Source organism: Streptococcus dysgalactiae subsp. dysgalactiae, assembly GCF_900459225.1.
Classification (GTDB): Bacteria; Bacillota; Bacilli; order Lactobacillales; family Streptococcaceae; genus Streptococcus; species Streptococcus dysgalactiae.
On sequence record NZ_UHFH01000003.1, the window covers coordinates 156,356 to 173,308 of the forward strand.

The following is a 16,953-nucleotide window of genomic DNA, read 5'->3' on the forward strand; positions in this document are numbered from 1 at the left end:
AAGGAGATGAAAGTTCATATAACCAATCTGCGAGGAATGGCAGCTTCTAGTACAGCGCAAGTAGCACAAAATAAAGTGGCAAAAATTGCGCGTGACCTAGGCTTTTATGAAATTGGTGTTTATTTTTTTGATACTAAATCAGATTCAACTTCTGAACTGGCTAGACGCATGGATGGTATGATTGCTAGTGTTAGTCAAGGAGACGTCTTAATTGCTCAATTTCCAACCTGGAACTCAATAGAATATGACGATGCCTTAATGACACGCTTATGTTTTTATGGCAACAAGGTAATCATCTTCGTCCATGATATTATCCCATTGATGTTTCCTTCTAACCGCTATTTATTGCCTAAAGTTATTGCCACTTTGAATCGAGCAGCTCTTCTAATACTACCCTCTCAAGCTATGTATAATCTTTTGGTATCGGAGGGTTTGACTGTCCAAAATTATTTAATTCAAGAGTTATGGGATTATGAAACGGAAATTCCTGTACAGTATCCTCGTTATCAGAATTTGATTCATTTTCCAGGGAATCCAAGTCGTTTTCCATTTGTTTTGGATTGGAATTATGGAGTAAAACTTCATCTTTACTCTAATGATATTATTCTTGAGAATAATCACTTAAGGAAATTTAGCTGGCGTCCAACAGAACAGTTAATTATGGAAATGTCCCAAGGTGGATTTGGGCTTATTTGGCACCTAGATGATGATTTAGAATACATGAGTATTTACTGTCCCTACAAATTATCCATTTTTATTGCAGCAGGGATTCCTGTTATTGTGAGACGAGGCATTGCTAATCAAGCTGAACTAGAGGAAAAAGGTGTGATTATAGTTGTAGATAGTTTAGAAGAAGCCGCAGCTATTGTTACTCATATGAGTTCAGAGCTTTACGATAGTTATTGTCAAAATGTTAGAAAGCTAGCTAAGGTTACTCGGAATGGCTGGGTAACAAGGCAGTTATTGACCAATGCGGTCTATTCTGTCATTAATGATAAGGAGTAAGTCGATGACCAAAAGAAACCATTTATTAGAAGCAGACATTGAACATCATATTAAAAAAGCTCGAAACGGAAAGTTACTTGAGGAAAAAGAGAAAAAATCTTTTTTTAATCTAACTATCGTATTCTTGATTACTATTGTTATCTTAATTTCTTTGTGGGCATCATTAAAGGGGTGATTTAATATAGTTATGAATGGCAAAAAATAATAGACACAGTGTTAAGATAGTTAGTCATTATTTTTTCTAAACCTGTTTTAGTTTGCTAGTGGGGAGCATTCTTACGCTTACCTTAACACTGTCTTTGACTTACTCTAGAAAATAGTCTTAGTTATTTGTTTTACGGCTGTATTCTTTGCCTATCTTTATGAAAAATCGAGTTTAAAATAAGTGTAGAAGTTGAACATGGTACAGGAAATACCAGGTTAGCATGATTACTATTCGAGTTAGTCTTAGTGTTTTAAACAACTGACGTTTTTTCTCCAATGTGCCTTCATGATGTTATAAGAATTCATTTCTACTGTAGCTCTTTATTTTCCATAAATGACGACGTGCGCTCCCACAAATAAAGGGGAGCGCACGTCGTCATTTATGGAGAAGTCAGAAACGAAACCATAATAGTAATAATTTTTATTGTGACTAGCCAGTTTTAGATAGCGGTAAACGCTTGGCTTCGAGATACAAAGTATATCAGTAACTTTTAATACCGCTCTTTTAGATTGGGAAATATCTTTTTAGATAGATATTGTGTCTCAACAAAGAGGGTTCAATGATTTCGCTTAGGTTGATGCACAGCATGCCTTCAAGATTACCCTCTTTATCTTTGATAGAGGAGGTGAATTTTCGGCTATCTCTGTGCGTGGGTTCTACCATAACTTTGTGGATGATCACAAAATATTTTCAGTAAATTGGTGTTTCTTTATCCATATTAAATAACCTGTATTTTTTTGTTTAGCAATATAGCGATACATTTTAATCTAAAAGACAGTTCACGGTAATAGTAGTTATTTTGGTCATCATACTTGATAAAACACCTTTTTAATGGATCGGGCTTCGGTAGTATTTAGCTGGGAGCTCTAATCAGAGGTTGTGTTCTCTACTATTTTTTGCATTTCTTTGCTTTCGTTGAGGAGAGCTTTTACGATTTGCTGATCACGGAGCTTAATTGAATCATTGATAGTTTCTGCTGACTTAACAATGACATTTTCGAGTTGAGCTCGTTTTTTTCGGCCTTGTTCGATAGCAGAGATAATACCATTGTTTTGTGCAACTAGACTTTCTACAAGTGTTGTTACTGATGTTATAGACATGGTAGGGTTTTGCACGGATCTCTCTAAGGCAGGTATAGCTTCTTTACTGGTTTCGGCCAGCATTTGTAAGGCAGCATTGTTAGCATTAATAATGGCATCAGCAGTTACTCCAGATTTTATTGATTGTTGCATCATTCCTATTTGAGCAATGGAAAGTTTCATGGTTGGAATGGTGTTACGGCGTAACATGCCTAGTTTTTGACGCATATCAGAAGATACTTTAACCAGGTTTCGCATCTGTGGTGTTGTTGCCCAAGCAACAAAAAGACGACTTAGATACTCAGTGTGTTGTTGTTCAAGTGTGTTGATTACTTCGGTTGTCCGAGCTAATAAATCAGTTTTTCTTTGGTGTTCAGGTGTTGCATTGTCGAGCGCTGCTAATTCTGTCTGTAACGCCTGAGCACGCTTAGTAGCCTCTTGTTGGCTGGCTTCGACAAAGGCAATAACCCCTACCAGGTTTTCGATAGATTTAGTATTATCCTCAATCAACAGCTCAGCTGAGACAATGTTACGGGCCAGGATATTTTCTTGTTTAACAACATCGGCAGCCATGTTGTCCATTTTTTGTTCGATACTTTGAGCATCAAAATAGAATTCTTGCAGGGTGTTTTTGCCTTGCTTAAATATTTTTTGAATAAGATTTGGCTTCTTATCTAATTCAGCAGGTCCAATGTCTTTATATTTTTTGACAAAGCCATTTAATTCTTGATTGGTGTTTTTGAGCAAATCATCTACTTGAGGGATTTGTAATTTCTTCTGTTCTTTCAAAATATGATGAACAGTTGTATTAACATCTTCAACAGCTGACTGGCCAAAATCTAACAGGCTATTTTGATTAACCATGAAAGAATCTACTAGAGTAGGTACCTTGTTGATAATGGCTGTTTGTTGTTCAGAACTCAACTTTTCAAAGAAAGAGATATTTTTTTCGTCGTCGTTTGATTGTTCGGTAATTATTTCCGTCGTTTTGTCACTTTTACTGATAGCCTTATCGGCAATTGCATCAATATCAAAATTAAATTCAGACATAGTAAACCCCTATTCTTCTAGTTCTTCTTACTTGCGTATTGGTTTTTGTTTTTGCATTATCCTTAGGCTGACATCGAAATCCTTTAGTTCACTTTCGTTCAATTTTCTCAAGGTTTCATCAAGATTTAGGTCAAATTCTTGCAAGGCTTGATATGCTAAAGCTAATCGTTCATCAGCATTGTAGTAGTCTTTTGGGGAGGTTTTAATTTTTATATAGCCGTTTAGGATATCATTAAAATGCTGCATACTGGATTCTTGAAGAGCTTCTAATTCAGCTTTATTATCAGCTGTGGCTATTTTTTCTAAAATATTTTTGTTATCTTGTTGCACATTTTGATAAATTTCTTGAATTTCCGGAGCCTTGTCACGAATGACTTTTTCAGTCAGAATGTCAGTACTAAGAGTATGATCTATTTGTAGTTGCTCTAATTGTAGAATAGTTTCAACTTTGACGTCATCAGCTTTGTGATTAATCCGATGATAGACTTGAGGGGGGATGTCATTTTTTAATTGGTAAGATTCTTCTTTGATGAATTGAATCTTTGATAATAACTGTTGGGCTACCAACTGAAAATTTTTAGTATCGTTTTCTAATAAATAGCGATTTAATAGTTGGCTCTGTTTGTCAGCAAGATGGACGGTGTCCTTAAGATTTTGGATTCTCTTGAGTCGTGCTTGACTTTGCAAAAGTTTTTGCTTTTTCTTGATTTTCCTGAAACCAATTCCTAAAGTTATAGCTGTCGGAATAAGTAAGAAATCTGGTATAAATTTACTGACGGAGCCGAGAGTCACAATATAAACTAATATCCATAACCAGCTCGAGAATAGCGGGAGTCCTTCGAGCAGCCTTTCAAGCCTGTGTTTCATTTGTTCATCATTCCATTTCATATCATTTTGAGAAGGAGGGAATTCCTAACCTTATTCTACCGTAAAAAATGTCTTACTTAAAGCATTTATCGTCTTATGAAGTGACAGTTAAGGGAAATAAGTTAAGAAAGGTAGGTACTGGTGAGGATGTTGTTCGTCTTTTAATGATTTCAAAAGTCATAAAAAGGTATAGAAATGAATTTTTCTTAATCTTTTGGTCGCGGTTAGCTATTTTTATCATTTTTTGCTATAATAAATTGTAAGATAAACTTGCAGGTGAGAGTCCTGCCATGTTGCTCAAGAAAGGTGAAGGCCGCTGCTGTTTTTGGCATGCCGATATCGAAAATATATGACATCAGTAGTAGTTGTTGGTACCCAATGGGGTGATGAAGGTAAAGGAAAAATCACGGACTTTTTATCTGCAGATGCAGAAGTGATTGCGCGTTACCAAGGTGGTGATAATGCTGGACATACTATCGTGATTGACGGTAAGAAGTTCAAATTACACTTGATTCCATCAGGTATTTTCTTCCCTGAAAAAGTTTCTGTTATTGGTAATGGGGTGGTTGTTAATCCAAAATCTTTAGTTAAGGAACTCGCGTACCTTCACGAAGAAGGTGTGACAACGCATAACCTTCGTATTTCTGATAGAGCGCATGTTATCTTGCCATATCATATTAAATTAGATCAGTTGCAAGAAGATGCCAAAGGTGATAATAAAATTGGAACTACTATCAAGGGTATTGGTCCAGCTTATATGGACAAGGCTGCACGTGTCGGAATTCGTATTGCTGATCTTTTAGACAAAGAGATTTTTGCTGAACGCTTAAGCATTAATTTAGCTGAAAAGAATCGTCTTTTTGAAAAAATGTATGATTCAGCAGTACTTGACTTTGATGATATCTTTGAAGAGTACTATGCATATGGTCAAGAAATAAAAAAATATGTGACAGATACTTCTGTGATTTTAAATGATGCGCTTGATGCAGGTAAACGTGTTCTTTTCGAGGGTGCACAAGGGGTTATGCTTGACATTGACCAAGGAACTTACCCATTTGTAACCTCATCTAACCCCGTTGCTGGTGGTGTCACTATTGGTTCTGGGGTTGGCCCAAGTAAAATCAACAAAGTTGTTGGTGTCTGCAAAGCCTACACTAGCCGTGTTGGTGATGGCCCATTCCCAACAGAGCTTTTTGATGAAGTGGGTGAACGTATCCGTGAAGTTGGTCATGAGTACGGTACGACAACAGGTCGTCCACGTCGTGTAGGTTGGTTTGACTCAGTTGTTATGCGCCATAGTCGTCGTGTGTCAGGGATTACTAACCTTTCCCTCAATTCCATTGACGTTCTTTCAGGACTTGATACCGTTAAAATTTGTGTTGCTTACGACTTAGATGGTGAACGTATTGATCACTACCCAGCAAGTCTCGAACAACTCAAACGTTGCAAACCTATCTACGAAGAATTGCCAGGCTGGCAAGAAGATATTACAGGTGTTCGTAGCCTTGATGATCTTCCTGAAAATGCCCGCAACTACGTTCGTCGCGTGGGAGAATTGGTTGGCGTTCGCATTTCAACCTTCTCAGTTGGTCCAGGACGTGAACAGACTAACATTCTGGAATCTGTTTGGGCGTCTATTTAATCATTGTGAGCGAAGAGGAGTTGGACAAGTCGTCCAGCTCCTTTTAGTGTCTTTCCTTTATGATATTTGTCTGTGTTGTTTATGATTTTCAGCTTAAAAATAACATCGTATTCTCTTAGCACGAGTACAAAAAAAGTTTAATGTTCGGTTTTTCTTTTGAAATTAATATTTTTTGATAAAAATAATAGGATAAAACTGATTTTTTTGATATACTAGGTTTTCGGTTCTTTAAAAAACTAAAGGACATCAAAAAAAGAAACTTTATATTTTAGAAGATTAAACATTTAGGAGGTTCATTTTCGTATGAACAAAAAGGTAATGTCACTTGGACTTGTTTCAACAGCTCTCTTAACACTAGGAGCTTGTGGTAATCGCTCTGCCCAAAAAGAGGTTGACCATTCGTTAAAGATTGCTATGATCACAAACCAGACAGGGATTGATGATAAATCATTCAACCAATCAGCTTGGGAAGGATTACAATCGTGGGGCAAGGAAAACAAGCTTGACAAAGGGAAAGGATATGATTATTTCCAATCAGCTAATGAGTCGGAATTTACCACAAATCTTGATTCAGCGGTATCAAGTGGCTATAACCTTATTTTTGGCATTGGTTTTCCTTTGCATGATGCCGTAGTAAAAGCGGCAACGGATAATCCGGAGAGTCAATTTGCTATTGTCGATGATGTCATCGAAGGTAAGAAAAATGTCGCCAGCATCACTTTTTCAGACCATGAAGCTGCTTATTTAGCAGGAGTTGCGGCAGCCAAAACCACAAAGACTAAACAAGTTGGTTTCGTTGGTGGCATGGAAGGTGTCGTGGTTAAACGCTTTGAAAAAGGTTTTGAAGCTGGGGTTAAATCTGTGGATGATACCATCAAGGTAAGAGTTTCTTATGCGGGTTCCTTTGCGGACGCGGCTAAAGGGAAAACGATTGCAGCTGCCCAATATGCTGAAGGTGCTGACGTTATTTATCAAGCAGCCGGCGGCACTGGAGCTGGTGTTTTCAATGAAGCCAAATCGCTCAATGAAAAAAGAGATGAAGCAGATAAAGTTTGGGTTATCGGTGTTGATCGCGACCAAAGTGAAGATGGCAAATACACCTCAAAAGATGGCAAATCATCTAATTTTGTTTTGACATCAAGTATTAAAGAAGTTGGTCAAGCACTTGCGAAAGTTGCTACAAAAACCGCTAAAGGCAAATTCCCAGGTGGTCAAGTGACGACGTTTGGGTTAAAAGAAGCTGGCGTGACGTTGACAACAGACGCTTTATCAGATGAGACGAAAGCTGCTGTTGAAGCGGCCAAAAAAGCTATTATTGAAGGGACCGTTACTGTTCCTGAAAAGTAACAGTCAGATAGCCGTTTAGACAAAAAAGTCACTCGTTTTTAGCGAGTGGCTTTTTGAGTAAAGAAAAGCTGATAGTAATGCGTTTTTAAGTGGTATTCAAAAGAAGCGCGATAGGTTTTTACATTGTCAGCTAGCCAGTAGAATGGGATTGTTCGGTACGCTTTGAGCAATAGTGATGTCAAAAAGCTATAGGCCCTTCTCTCAGAAGTAACAATGAATATTGTGGTTGAGAAAGACAGCTTGATAGTCTTCCAAGTCCTCAGGGTGATAGACCTTAACCTCAGCCATCTCGTACTCCCTGCCTAACAGTTTGTACTTATTTTCGCCGAATTGGTGGAAAGGTAATAGCTGTACTTGGTCGATGTCAAGTTGGTTGAAGAGTTCTGAGAAGGCTCTAGCATCATCTAGGGAATCATTGAATTGAGGAATAACTGGAATCCGTAGAACGATTTCTTTGCCGGCTTGAAAAGCGTAGTTAATGTTTTTGATGATTAAGTCGTTACGAACCCCGGTTACCTTGCGGTGTCTAAGTTGGTCATAATGTTTTAAATCGGTATAAATAAAGTCTACGTAATCAATAAGCGTTACAAATTGATCATGTTTGGCAAAAGCAGTGGTTTCAATTGCGGTGTGGAGACCTGCTGCCTTAGCAGCCTTTAACAGGGCTAAAGCAAAGTCAAACTGAGCAAAGATTTCCCCTCCTGATAGGGTCATGCCGCCGCCAGATTCTTCGTAGAAATCAATATCTTTGAGCACTTCCTCGAGGACCTCATCAACGGTTTTTTCTTGTCCAACGATTTCGGTTCTAAGGCTATCGCTTGTTAGCATTTCCTCAGGTGCTTTTTGCTGAGATTCGGGATTAGCACACCAAGGGCATCTTAAAGGACAGCCTTTCAGAAAAACGGTTGTTCGAATCCCCGGGCCGTCATGGATGCTAAAATGTTGGATATTAAAAACAATACCGCGATCAGTCATAGTGTCTCATCCTTTCGTTATAGGATCATCATAGCAGATAAACGTAAATAAATCAATTACGAATGAAATGAACATTGACTTTTCTTTTAAGAGGATAACTGATACAATGAAAAGGAGGTGAATTATGAATCGATTAGAACAGATTATTCAACTGGTGTCCCAGAAGAAAAAGATAGATGTGAATAGTTTATCGGAGCAGTTAAAGGTTTCGAAAGTAACCATCCGAAAAGACCTTGATAAGCTCGAGAGTAAAGGCTTATTGCGCCGTGAGCATGGCTATGCGGTTTTAAACAGTGGCGATGACCTTAATGTTCGTTTGTCTTACAATTACAACATTAAGCGACGAATTGCAGAAAAAGCAGCTGAATTGGTCCAAGATAATGACACGGTCATGATTGAATCGGGATCAACTTGTGCCCTTTTAGCAGAGGTTCTTTGCCAGACCAAACGCAACATTAAAATCATTACCAATTCTTGCTTTATTGCTAATTACATTCGTCAGTATAACAGTTGCCAGATTATTTTATTAGGTGGCTATTATCAACCTAATTCAGAAGTTACGGTGGGTCCATTATTGAAAGAGATGGTTTCTTTATTTCATGTCAATCATGTCTTTGTAGGGATAGATGGATTCAACTCAAATCTTGGTTTTATGGGCAAAGACATGATGCGTTCAGAAGGAGTTCGTTACATGGCAGAGATTGCTGAGGAAGTAGTTGTTCTGACTGACTCGAGTAAGTTTACTAAAAATAGTTTAGTACACCATTTATCGTTATCAGATGTTGACCGAGTCATTACAGATCGTGGACTTAACAAGCAAACACGGGACTTATTAAGTGCTAGTGGCCTAATTCTTGATTTTGTTTCTTAGAGAATGGGTGAACAGATGAAAGAAGAACGTAGACGGCTTCTTGCCAAGGTGGCTTACTTGCATTATGTTCAAGGAAAAAGCCAAACCTTGATTTCAAAGGAAATGAATATCTACCGAACAACGGTTTGTCGGATGTTAGCAAAAGCTAAGGAAGAAGGCATTGTTCGGATCGAAATTGCCGATTATGATGCCGATTTATTTGCTTTAGAAGAATACGTGCGAAAGCAGTATGGTTTGGAAAAATTAGACCTTGTTCCAAATCAGGTTGAAGATACCCCAGCGGATACCTTGACAAATGTTTCGAAAACAGCAGCAGAGGTTGTGCGACATACGGTTAAGGATGGCGATAAGATTGGTCTGTCCTGGGGAGCGACCCTGTCGAGTGTGATTGACGGGTTGGACCCTAAAGCCATGAAGGACATTCTTATTTATCCCTTAGCAGGCGGACCGAGCCACATCAACGCAAAATATCATGTGAATACCCTTATTTACCGTTTGGCCCGCATTTTTCATGGGAATAGTGCCTTTATCAATGCAATGGTGATTCAAGAAGATAAACAATTGACCAAGGGCATTATCCAGTCTAAATATTTTGAGAGTATTTTGGCGAGTTGGGACCAGTTGGACCTTGCTTTGGTTGGCATTGGAGGAGAGCCCAACAGCCGTGAGGAAAGTCAGTGGCGTGACTTGTTAACTGATGCAGATTATGCACAACTCAAACAGGAAGAAGCTGTTGGAGAAGTTTGCTGCCGCTTTTTTGATCAAGCAGGTCATCCTGTTTACAAAGATTTACAAGATCGGACGATAGGTATCTCGCTAGAACAATTAGGTCGAGTGCCAAAGACCATTGCCGTTGCGACAGGTAAATATAAGGCAAAGGCCATTTTAGCCGCTTTAAAGGCGGGAGTGATTAACTATCTGGTGACGGATAAAGAGACCATGCTAGCTGTTTTAGCGTTAGATGAAAATATTGACCTTAATAACGTTCTTCTTTAATCAAAATTCAAAGATACTATGATATTTATAGAGGCCCGATACCAAACGGTTAGGGCTTTTTTGTTGATTCATTTACTGATAAAACAGAGATTGCTCAACTGTGCAATAAATACATTAGCACAAAAGTGCATTAATCAAAATATAGCACAAAATATATTGACCCTAGAAACAAACGTGATAAAATGAAGCTATCAACGAAAAGAAAACGATTACAAACGTAATTGAATCGTTTTCGTAACAAAGTGATAGCATTTGATTAAGAGGAGAAGGAGTTATTTATGGAACTGATTGTACCAGACCAAATCATTATGGGGTTAATTTTAAATGCTGGCGATGCTAAGCAGCATATTTACCAGGCCTTGAAATGCGCCAAGGCTGAAGACTATGACACGAGTGAAAAAGAAATGGCATTAGCAGATGATGCCTTATTGGAAGCTCACAATTTACAGACCCAATTTCTTGCCCAAGAGGCTAGTGGCAATAAGTCAGAGATTACAGCTCTTTTTGTCCACTCACAAGACCATTTGATGACGACCATTACAGAAATTAATCTCATCAAGGAGATTATTGACCTTCGTAAAGAATTGGCAACCAAATAATATTTCATTCATAAAAAGGAGATTGACATGATTAAGGTTGGATTGTTTTGCGCAGCAGGGTTCTCAACAGGCATGTTGGTGAATAATATGAAAGTAGCTGCTGAAAAGAAAGGCATTGACTGCCAGATTGATGCCTATTCCCAAGGAAAGTTGGCTGAGTATGCCCCATTGATTGATGTGGCACTTTTAGGCCCACAGGTTGCTTATACTCTGGATAAATCAGAAACTATCTGTAAAGAGAATGGCATCCCGATTGCAGTTATCCCAATGGCTGATTATGGAATGTTAGACGGCAACAAGGTGCTTGATTTAGCCCTTAGTCTTGTTAAAGAATAGGAGTCAATCATGGCAAATATGAATATGCAAAAAATCATCATGCCAATCATGAAATTTGTGAATATGCGCGGTATCATCGCCTTAAAAGACGGGATGTTAGCCATTTTACCTTTGACAGTTGTGGGAAGTCTTTTCCTGATTGCTGGTCAGATTCCTTTTCAAGGGGTTAACGATGCCATTGCCGGTGTGTTTGGTGCCGACTGGACAGAACCCTTTATGCAGGTTTACCATGGAACGTTTGCTATTATGGGCTTGATTTCCTGCTTTGCGATTGGTTATTCTTTTGCTAAAAATTCAGGTGTTGAACCTCTCCCTTCAGGGGTTTTATCCTTATCAGCTTTCTTTATTCTATTGAGATCATCTTATGTTCCAGCAGAAGGCGAAGCTATTGGTGATGCCATTAGTAAGGTTTGGTTTGGTGGGCAAGGGATTATAGGTGCTATTTTAATTGGTTTAACGGTAGGTGCTATTTATACAGCATTTATCCGTCGCCACATTGTCATCAAAATGCCAGAGCAAGTGCCACAAGCCATTGCCAAACAGTTTGAAGCTATGATTCCAGCCTTTGTGATTTTTACTTTGTCAATGCTTGTGTACATTATTGCCAAGTCAGTGACAGGTGGTGGAACCTTTATTGAAATGATTTATGCTGTCATCCAGGTACCGCTGCAAGGGTTAACAGGTTCTCTTTATGGCGCTCTCGGCATTGCCTTCTTTATTTCCTTCCTTTGGTGGTTTGGTGTGCATGGACAATCCGTGGTCAATGGAATTGTAACAGCTCTTCTCCTGTCCAACTTAGATGCCAATAAGGCCTTGTTGGCAGCAGGTAATCTGTCTTTGGACAAGGGTGCCCATATTGTAACCCAACAATTTTTAGATTCTTTCTTGATTCTCTCAGGGTCAGGAATTACCTTTGGTTTGGTGGTAGCTATGATTTTTGCAGCTAAATCTAAACAATATAAGGCCTTGGGTAAGGTAGCTGCTTTTCCAGCCCTCTTTAATGTTAATGAACCAGTCGTCTTTGGTTTTCCAATTGTGATGAATCCGGTCATGTTCTTGCCATTTATCTTGGTTCCTGTTTTGGCAGCCCTCATGGTTTATGGCTCCATTGCCATTGGTTTCATGCAGCCCTTTGCAGGAGTAACGCTGCCGTGGTCAACACCAGCCATTATCTCAGGGTTCATGGTTGGCGGCTGGCAAGGTGTTGTTGTGCAAATCCTTGTGCTTGTTATGTCTACATTAATTTATTTCCCATTCTTTAAGATTCAAGATAGAATTGCTTGCCAAAATGAAGGGGCAGCTGAAAACGAATAGTTATCCCTTGTTTATGATGCCCCTAGCTACCTTTGAAAGCAGCTGTTGCAATGCTTTCTAGACTCTGTTTATCCTTGATATCGTTAAGACCATCTCACCTTCTGAGGTGGTTTTTTAGAAAAGAAAGCTGATTTCAAGCGTTAGTCATATGCACTATTGTGCAAATCGTGATGGTTTATAATTCTTTCAGGCAGCAGTATTAAAAAAGGACTAAATATGGTAAAATAATTACGAAAGAAACAATTATAATTACGAAAGAAAGATAGGAGGCGGCGATGACTGAAACAAAGATTCCTTATTTTGGCAACTTAACTGATAGGATGAATCAATATCGTGAGGCGGTGTTAGACAAGAAACCTTATATTGATGCTGAGCGCGCCATCTTGGTAACAGAAGCCTATCAAAAACATCAGAACAAACCGGCGAACCTGAAACGCGCTTACATGTTGCAAAATATTTTGGAAAACATGACCATCTATATTGAAGACGAAAGTCTCATTGCTGGTAACCAAGCCTCTTCAAACAAGGATGCGCCGATTTTCCCTGAATATACTCTGGAATTTGTCCTCAACGAACTCGATCTTTTTGAAAAACGAGATGGGGATGTGTTCTACATTACCGAAGAAACTAAGCAACAGCTGCGAAATATTGCCCCATTCTGGAAAAACAATAATCTACGTGCTCGCTGCGGTGTCTTGCTACCAGAAGAAGTTCAAGTGTACATGGAAACAGGTTTCTTTGGCATGGAAGGCAAGATGAATTCGGGAGATGCCCATTTAGCTGTCAATTACCAAAAACTCTTGGAATACGGATTGAAGGGATTTGAAGAACGGGCACGAGCTGCCAAAGCTGCGCTTGATTTGACCATTCCTGAAAACATTGACAAATATCATTTTTACAACTCTGTCTTTATTGTTATTGATGCGGTCAAAACTTATGCCAAACGCTATGCCCAATTGGCTAGAGAACTAGCAGAAACCGCTGGTCCAGAACGTCAAGTAGAATTGTTAGAAATCGCGCGCATTTGTGACAAAGTGCCTTATGAAAAAGCAGAAACGTTTGCAGAAGCTGTCCAATCCGTCTGGTTCATTCAATGTATCTTGCAAATTGAATCAAACGGGCATTCGCTATCTTATGGCCGCTTTGATCAGTACATGTATCCTTATGTCAAAGCTGATTTGGAGGCTGGCCGTGAAACAGAAGGTTCAATCGTTGAACGGTTGACCAATCTCTGGATTAAGACCTTGACCATTAACAAAGTGCGGAGCCAAGCCCACACCTTCTCATCAGCAGGTAGTCCACTTTACCAAAACGTGACGATTGGTGGTCAAACACGAGATAAAAAAGACGCGGTCAACCCACTGTCTTACCTTGTCCTACGGAGTGTGGCTCAAACCAAATTGCCACAACCTAACTTGACTGTTCGTTACCATAAAGGCCTAGACAACACCTTTATGAACGAATGCATTGAGGTCATGAAACTTGGTTTTGGCATGCCAGCGATGAACAACGATGAAATCATCATTCCATCCTTTATCAAAAAAGGTGTCTCAGAAGAAGACGCTTATGATTATTCAGCCATTGGTTGTGTGGAAACAGCAGTTCCTGGGAAATGGGGCTACCGTTGCACGGGGATGAGTTACATTAACTTCCCTAAAATCTTGCTGATTACCATGAATGACGGGATTGATCCAGCATCAGGGAAGCGCTTTGCAACAGGACATGGTCATTTCAAAGACATGACATCTTATCAAGAATTAAAAGCAGCCTGGGATGCCACCCTGCGCGAAATTACTCGCATGAGCGTCATTGTTGAAAATGCTATTGACCTCGGTCTCGAACGTGAAGTGCCAGATATTCTTTGCTCAGCCTTGACAGATGATTGTATCGGCAGAGGCAAGACCTTAAAAGAAGGCGGAGCTGTTTACGACTACATCTCAGGCCTTCAAGTTGGTATTGCTAACCTATCTGATTCCCTAGCAGCGCTGAAAAAATTAGTGTTTGAAGAAGGTCGATTAACTCCAGAAGAACTCTGGCAGGCCCTTGAAAGTGACTTTGCTGGAGAACGCGGAGAAGACATCCGCCAAATGCTAATCAATGACGCACCAAAATATGGTAACGATGATGACTACGCAGATAGTCTCGTGGTAGAAGCCTACGATACCTACATTGATGAAATCGCCAAATACCCAAATACCCGTTATGGCCGTGGCCCAATCGGAGGTATACGCTATTCTGGGACATCATCAATCTCAGCCAATGTCGGACAGGGAAAAGGAACCTTAGCGACACCAGACGGTCGTCATGCGGGAACCCCATTGGCAGAAGGTTGTTCACCAGAGCACAGCATGGACAAAAAAGGCCCAACATCTGTCCTTAAATCTGTTGCTAAATTACCAACAAATGAGATTGTGGGGGGTGTTCTCTTGAACCAAAAAGTTAATCCGCAAACCCTGGTCAAAGAAGAAGACAAACTGAAATTAATGGCCTTGCTTCGCACCTTCTTCAATCGTCTCCACGGTTACCATATTCAATACAATGTGGTGTCTCGTGATACCTTGATTGACGCCCAAAAGCATCCTGAAAAACACCGTGACCTCATTGTCCGTGTTGCTGGCTACTCTGCTTTCTTCAATGTTCTCTCAAAAGCAACCCAGGATGACATTATTGAACGTACGGAACACACGCTTTAGAAAGAAGAATATTTATGGAATACATGTTAGACACTCTAGACTTAGACGCTATTAAAAAATGGCATCATATTTTGCCGCTGGCAGGTGTGACCTCAAACCCTTCTATTGCCAAAAAAGAAGGTGACATTGATTTCTTTGAACGGATTCGAGAAGTTCGTGCCATTATCGGTGATCAGGCTTCTATTCATGTTCAAGTGATTGCCCAAGATTACGAAGGTATCTTAAAAGATGCTGCTGAAATTCGTCAGCAATGTGGGGACAGTGTTTATGTCAAAGTACCTGTAACCCCAGAAGGGCTAGCGGCCATTAAAACCTTGAAAGCTGAAGGCTATCATATTACCGCGACAGCTATTTACAGCACTTTCCAAGGGTTATTAGCCATTGAAGCTGGCGCTGATTATTTGGCTCCTTATTATAACCGTATGGAAAATCTTAATATTGATCCAGAGGCCGTGATTGGGCAATTGGCAGAAGCTATTGACCGTGAGTGTTCTGACAGTAAACTCTTAGCAGCAAGTTTTAAAAATGTGGCTCAGGTCAATAAATCCTTTGCTTTGGGAGCACAAGCCATCACTGCTGGTCCAGATGTTTTTGAAGCAGGATTTGCGATGCCATCTATTCAAAAAGCGGTTGATGATTTTGGTAAGGATTGGGAAGCCATTCATCACCGCAAGAGCATTTAAGGAATATCGTCAGTATTAATCACAGATAAAGGAGTTCAATGATGAAAGTATTTGCAAGTCCATCTCGTTACATTCAAGGTAAAAATGCCTTGTTTACCAATGCAGAAACCCTGAAACAACTAGGGGATAATCCTATTTTACTTTGTGATGACGTGGTTTATGGTATCGTCGGAAAAACATTTGAAGCTTATTTGGCAGATAACGGCATGCCCCCTGTTCACGTAGTCTTTAATGGGGAAGCATCTGATAACGAAATCAACCGTGTGGTTGCTATTGCCAAGGACAATGGTAGCAATATCATTATCGGTCTTGGTGGCGGAAAAACCATTGATAGCGCTAAGGCTATTGCGGATGTGTTAGCTGTTCCAGTGATTATTGCCCCAACCATTGCCTCAACAGATGCCCCAACCTCAGCCTTATCGGTTATTTACACCGATGAAGGAGCCTTTGAAAAGTACATTTTCTATTCAAAGAATCCAGATCTTGTTTTGGTTGATACACAAGTGATTTGTCAGGCACCCAAACGATTATTGGCATCAGGGATTGCAGATGGGTTAGCAACATGGGTAGAAGCGCGTGCGGTTATGCAAAAAAATGGAGACATCATGGCAGGTGGTAATCAAACGCTGGCAGGAGTTGCCATTGCGCAAGCCTGTGAACGAACCTTGTTTGCGGATGGTCTCAAGGCGATGGCTAGTTGTGACAGACAAGTCGTGACCCCAGCTTTGGAAAATGTCATCGAAGCCAATACGCTCCTTAGTGGGCTTGGTTTTGAAAGTGCGGGTCTGGCTGCTGCACACGCCATTCACAATGGCTTTACAGCGTTGACAGGAGATATTCACCATCTTACTCATGGTGAAAAAGTCGCCTATGGCACGTTGACACAACTCTTCTTGGAAAATCGTTCACGTGAAGAAATTGACCGCTACATCGACTTTTACCAAGCCATTGGCATGCCGACAACTCTCAAGGAAATGCATTTAGACACTGCTAGTCAAGATGATTTCTTAAAAGTTGGCCGTCAAGCAACTATGGCAGGCGAAACCATCCATCAGATGCCATTTGTTATCACCCCAGAAGATGTGGCTGCAGCTTTGGTTGCTGTTGATGCCTATGTCACTAGTCGATAAGGACGTGCTGCTTTAAAACGATTGATAAGTAGACTTTTCGAATCATCAAACAAACCGCAAGACTAGTGAGTCCTTGCGGTTTTTATAGGTCAATAAGTCTCTTACTTTGATTGCACAAGAGCTTTTATTTTGCTACTATTAATTTATTAGATAATAAAGAA

General features: G+C 39.9%; 15 protein-coding genes. 12 read left to right on the plus strand and 3 right to left on the minus strand.

The genetic code is table 11. The features are described from left to right. The first annotated feature begins 6 nt into the window (after window positions 1–6). Both DYD17_RS00985 and DYD17_RS10865 read left to right on the plus strand, forming a co-directional pair. Window positions 7–1,005: a sugar transferase gene (locus tag DYD17_RS00985; RefSeq protein ID WP_142758262.1), complete on the plus strand. Its 999-nt coding sequence runs from the start codon at window positions 7–9 to the stop codon at window positions 1,003–1,005. 4 nt (window positions 1,006–1,009) lie between these two features. After that, window positions 1,010–1,180, plus strand: a complete 171-nt coding sequence (locus tag DYD17_RS10865) for a hypothetical protein (RefSeq protein WP_160147943.1) — start codon at window positions 1,010–1,012, stop codon at window positions 1,178–1,180. Window positions 1,181–2,076: 896 nt separating this feature from the next. Here the strand turns inward: DYD17_RS10865 and DYD17_RS00990 are convergent. Beyond that, the gene (locus DYD17_RS00990) at window positions 2,077–3,339 is read right to left on the minus strand and encodes a toxic anion resistance protein (protein ID WP_115252522.1); all 1,263 of its coding nucleotides are present in this window, start codon (window positions 3,337–3,339) and stop codon (window positions 2,077–2,079) included. A 27-nt stretch (window positions 3,340–3,366) separates the two neighbouring features. Then, complete coding sequence (locus DYD17_RS00995; RefSeq protein WP_115253233.1) at window positions 3,367–4,206, minus strand: hypothetical protein; 840 nt, start codon at window positions 4,204–4,206, stop codon at window positions 3,367–3,369. Window positions 4,207–4,555: 349 nt separating this feature from the next. Here DYD17_RS00995 and DYD17_RS01005 point away from each other — a divergent pair, with 349 nt between their 5' ends. Beyond that, the gene (locus tag DYD17_RS01005) at window positions 4,556–5,848 is read left to right on the plus strand and encodes an adenylosuccinate synthase (protein WP_003049339.1); all 1,293 of its coding nucleotides are present in this window, start codon (window positions 4,556–4,558) and stop codon (window positions 5,846–5,848) included. Between the two features lie 303 nt (window positions 5,849–6,151). Next, window positions 6,152–7,195 (plus strand): BMP family lipoprotein, encoded by a 1,044-nt coding sequence (locus DYD17_RS01010; RefSeq protein ID WP_003049340.1) that lies wholly within the window; start codon window positions 6,152–6,154, stop codon window positions 7,193–7,195. A gap of 201 nt (window positions 7,196–7,396) precedes the next feature. Here the strand turns inward: DYD17_RS01010 and DYD17_RS01015 are convergent, their stop codons facing one another. After that, window positions 7,397–8,170, minus strand: a complete 774-nt coding sequence (locus DYD17_RS01015; RefSeq protein WP_115252523.1) for a glycyl-radical enzyme activating protein — start codon at window positions 8,168–8,170, stop codon at window positions 7,397–7,399. Window positions 8,171–8,294: 124 nt separating this feature from the next. Here DYD17_RS01015 and DYD17_RS01020 point away from each other — a divergent pair, with 124 nt between their 5' ends. The 8 genes from DYD17_RS01020 to DYD17_RS01055 all read left to right on the plus strand — a co-directional run bounded on the left by DYD17_RS01020 (window position 8,295) and on the right by DYD17_RS01055 (window position 16,792). Next, window positions 8,295–9,041 carry a DeoR/GlpR family DNA-binding transcription regulator gene (locus DYD17_RS01020; RefSeq protein ID WP_003049342.1) on the plus strand — a complete coding sequence of 249 codons (747 nt, stop codon included), beginning with the start codon at window positions 8,295–8,297 and terminating at the stop codon, window positions 9,039–9,041. Between the two features lie 15 nt (window positions 9,042–9,056). Next, window positions 9,057–10,037: a sugar-binding transcriptional regulator gene (locus DYD17_RS01025; protein WP_115253235.1), complete on the plus strand. Its 981-nt coding sequence runs from the start codon at window positions 9,057–9,059 to the stop codon at window positions 10,035–10,037. Window positions 10,038–10,315: 278 nt separating this feature from the next. Beyond that, window positions 10,316–10,636 (plus strand): PTS lactose/cellobiose transporter subunit IIA, encoded by a 321-nt coding sequence (locus DYD17_RS01030; protein ID WP_003049344.1) that lies wholly within the window; start codon window positions 10,316–10,318, stop codon window positions 10,634–10,636. 27 nt (window positions 10,637–10,663) lie between these two features. After that, window positions 10,664–10,972 (plus strand): PTS sugar transporter subunit IIB, encoded by a 309-nt coding sequence (locus tag DYD17_RS01035; protein ID WP_115252524.1) that lies wholly within the window; start codon window positions 10,664–10,666, stop codon window positions 10,970–10,972. Between the two features lie 9 nt (window positions 10,973–10,981). Beyond that, entirely contained in the window at window positions 10,982–12,286 is a 1,305-nt protein-coding gene (locus DYD17_RS01040) for a PTS sugar transporter subunit IIC (protein ID WP_115252525.1), read from the plus strand. A 275-nt stretch (window positions 12,287–12,561) separates the two neighbouring features. After that, window positions 12,562–14,979: a glycyl radical protein gene (locus DYD17_RS01045; protein WP_003049349.1), complete on the plus strand. Its 2,418-nt coding sequence runs from the start codon at window positions 12,562–12,564 to the stop codon at window positions 14,977–14,979. Window positions 14,980–14,993: 14 nt separating this feature from the next. After that, a complete protein-coding gene (locus DYD17_RS01050) occupies window positions 14,994–15,662 on the plus strand; it encodes a fructose-6-phosphate aldolase (RefSeq protein ID WP_003049351.1) in 669 nt (222 codons plus the stop codon). Window positions 15,663–15,703: 41 nt separating this feature from the next. Further along, window positions 15,704–16,792 (plus strand): glycerol dehydrogenase, encoded by a 1,089-nt coding sequence (locus DYD17_RS01055; RefSeq protein WP_115252526.1) that lies wholly within the window; start codon window positions 15,704–15,706, stop codon window positions 16,790–16,792. The last annotated feature ends 161 nt before the right edge of the window (window positions 16,793–16,953 follow it).

Coding starts and splice junctions, on each gene's coding strand:
- DYD17_RS01055 (WP_115252526.1), top strand. CDS start 15,704: ATGAAAGTATTTGCAAGTCCATCTCGTTACATTCAAGGTAAAAATGCC.
- DYD17_RS01035 (WP_115252524.1), top strand. CDS start 10,664: ATGATTAAGGTTGGATTGTTTTGCGCAGCAGGGTTCTCAACAGGCATG.
- DYD17_RS01050 (WP_003049351.1), top strand. CDS start 14,994: ATGGAATACATGTTAGACACTCTAGACTTAGACGCTATTAAAAAATGG.
- DYD17_RS01040 (WP_115252525.1), top strand. CDS start 10,982: ATGGCAAATATGAATATGCAAAAAATCATCATGCCAATCATGAAATTT.
- DYD17_RS10865 (WP_160147943.1), top strand. CDS start 1,010: ATGACCAAAAGAAACCATTTATTAGAAGCAGACATTGAACATCATATT.
- DYD17_RS01005 (WP_003049339.1), top strand. CDS start 4,556: ATGACATCAGTAGTAGTTGTTGGTACCCAATGGGGTGATGAAGGTAAA.
- DYD17_RS00995 (WP_115253233.1), bottom strand. CDS start 4,206: ATGAAACACAGGCTTGAAAGGCTGCTCGAAGGACTCCCGCTATTCTCG.
- DYD17_RS01025 (WP_115253235.1), top strand. CDS start 9,057: ATGAAAGAAGAACGTAGACGGCTTCTTGCCAAGGTGGCTTACTTGCAT.
- DYD17_RS00990 (WP_115252522.1), bottom strand. CDS start 3,339: ATGTCTGAATTTAATTTTGATATTGATGCAATTGCCGATAAGGCTATC.
- DYD17_RS01015 (WP_115252523.1), bottom strand. CDS start 8,170: ATGACTGATCGCGGTATTGTTTTTAATATCCAACATTTTAGCATCCAT.
- DYD17_RS01045 (WP_003049349.1), top strand. CDS start 12,562: ATGACTGAAACAAAGATTCCTTATTTTGGCAACTTAACTGATAGGATG.
- DYD17_RS01010 (WP_003049340.1), top strand. CDS start 6,152: ATGAACAAAAAGGTAATGTCACTTGGACTTGTTTCAACAGCTCTCTTA.
- DYD17_RS00985 (WP_142758262.1), top strand. CDS start 7: ATGAAAGTTCATATAACCAATCTGCGAGGAATGGCAGCTTCTAGTACA.
- DYD17_RS01020 (WP_003049342.1), top strand. CDS start 8,295: ATGAATCGATTAGAACAGATTATTCAACTGGTGTCCCAGAAGAAAAAG.
- DYD17_RS01030 (WP_003049344.1), top strand. CDS start 10,316: ATGGAACTGATTGTACCAGACCAAATCATTATGGGGTTAATTTTAAAT.